The organism is Devosia sp. (genome assembly GCF_041917035.1).
Classification (GTDB): Bacteria; Pseudomonadota; Alphaproteobacteria; order Rhizobiales; family Devosiaceae; genus Devosia_A.
On sequence record NZ_JAYRYM010000440.1, the window covers coordinates 1 to 1,712 of the forward strand.

Sequence of the window (1,712 nt, forward strand, 5' to 3'; positions counted from 1 at the left end):
GCGGTGAGAAAGCGCGGCGCCCACATGCCGGTGGGCATCGTCACCTATGGCTATGACGAACCCGAGTGGGACCAGCAGCTGACCGGTTCGCAGCGCTTCGTGCTGAGGCACCTGCTGCACTGGCCGCTGACCCGCTTCGACTTCATCTCGTGCCGCGACAGGTCGCTGGACCTGCCCGCTGTGCGCTTCTTCCGCTCGCTCGGCGTGCCGGTCACGGCCTGGACCATCAAGAGCCCGGCCGCGGCGATGGCGGTCATGGGCAAGGCGGACCAGATCGTCTTCGAGGGGTTCGTGCCCCCAAGTGCCTGACTCCCCGCTCACCGTCGGCGTCGTCCACTCCGTCGGCGAAATCGCCGCGGAGGCCTGGAACCGGCTGGTGCCCGGCCGCGACGGACGGCCGGACAACCCGTTCCTCGATCACGCCTTCTTTTCGGCCCTGGAGCGCTCGGGATCGGCGGGACGACGGACCGGCTGGCAGCCCCATCACCTCGCGCTCACCGATGCGGAGGGGAGGACCGTCGGGCTGATGCCGCTCTACCTCAAATCCCATTCGCAGGGCGAGTACGTGTTCGATCACGGCTGGGCGGAGGCCTTTCAGCGCGCCGGAGGGGCCTACTACCCCAAGCTACAGTGCTCCGTTCCCTTCACGCCGGTGACCGGTCCGCGTTTCCTCGCCGAAAGCGATGCGGGCCGGCTTGCGCTGCTGACCGCCGCAAGGCAGCTGGCCGAGCGTGCGGGCATCTCCTCGGTCCACGCCACCTTTGTCGAGGCGGACGAGGCCGAACTCGCCCGCCAGTCCGGCTGGCTGTTGCGGCACGACACGCAGTACCACTGGCGAAACGACGGCTTCTCCTCGTTCGAGGAGTTCCTCGGAACGTTGTCGTCCCGCCACCGCAAGGCGATGCGGCGGGAGCGACGCGAGGCGATCGGCGGCAATGGCCTGTCGGTGCGATGGCTGACCGGCACCGATCTCACCGAGGCCGCCTGGGATCATTTCTTCGCATTCTACCAGGACACCGGCAGCCGGAAATGGGGGCGACCGTACCTCAATCGGGAGTTCTTCTCGCTACTTTCGGAGGCGATGGCAGACCGCGTGCTGCTGATGTTCGCCTGTGACGGCGACGTTCCGATCGCCGGCACCCTGAGCCTGATCGGGCATGAACGGCTCTACGGCCGCTACTGGGGCGCCATTCGCGACGTGCCGTTCCTGCATTTCGAACTGTGCTACTACCAGGCGATCGACTATGCCATCGCCCACGGGTTGAAGGTGGTCGAGGCCGGGGCGCAGGGCGAGCACAAGCTGGCGCGGGGCTACGCACCGACCACCACCCGGTCGGTCCACTGGATCGGCCATCCCGGTCTGAGGGACGCGGTGGCGCGCTTCCTTGCCGAGGAGCGCAACTCCGTGGAACACGAGCAGCAGACGCTGGCCCGCTATACGCCATTCCGCCATGGGGAACCTCCCAAGTGACCCATTGCATGCCGGGCGCCGCTGTGGTTCGAAGGCGCCGCTGGACGTCTCGGGCGGCAGAACGGTACGGTCTGCCGCAAGGCGGCCACACTCTGATCGGATGGGACTGCCGCACTGGGTCGGAGGCAATGGGCAAGGCATGGGCAAGCGCATCGCGATAGCGGCGATCGGCACGATGGGCGATGTTCAGCCCTTCGTCGCGCTGTCGCTGGCCCTGATGCGGCGCGGCCATTCCGTCGTG

General features: G+C 67.6%; 2 protein-coding genes and 1 pseudogene. All 3 read left to right on the plus strand.

Features of this window, described 5'->3' with window-relative positions; translation table 11 throughout:
- Window positions 1-309, plus strand: a pseudogene (locus tag ACE3TU_RS22060) (glycerophosphodiester phosphodiesterase); the annotation flags it as partial.
- The gene (locus ACE3TU_RS22065) at window positions 302-1,471 is read left to right on the plus strand and encodes a GNAT family N-acetyltransferase (RefSeq protein ID WP_374627999.1); all 1,170 of its coding nucleotides are present in this window, start codon (window positions 302-304) and stop codon (window positions 1,469-1,471) included. The pseudogene ACE3TU_RS22060 and the gene ACE3TU_RS22065, both read left to right, overlap by 8 nt.
- 139 nt (window positions 1,472-1,610) lie before the next feature.
- Window positions 1,611-1,712 (plus strand): glycosyltransferase (locus ACE3TU_RS22070; RefSeq protein WP_374628000.1); only part of this gene is annotated, 102 nt, incomplete at its 3' end.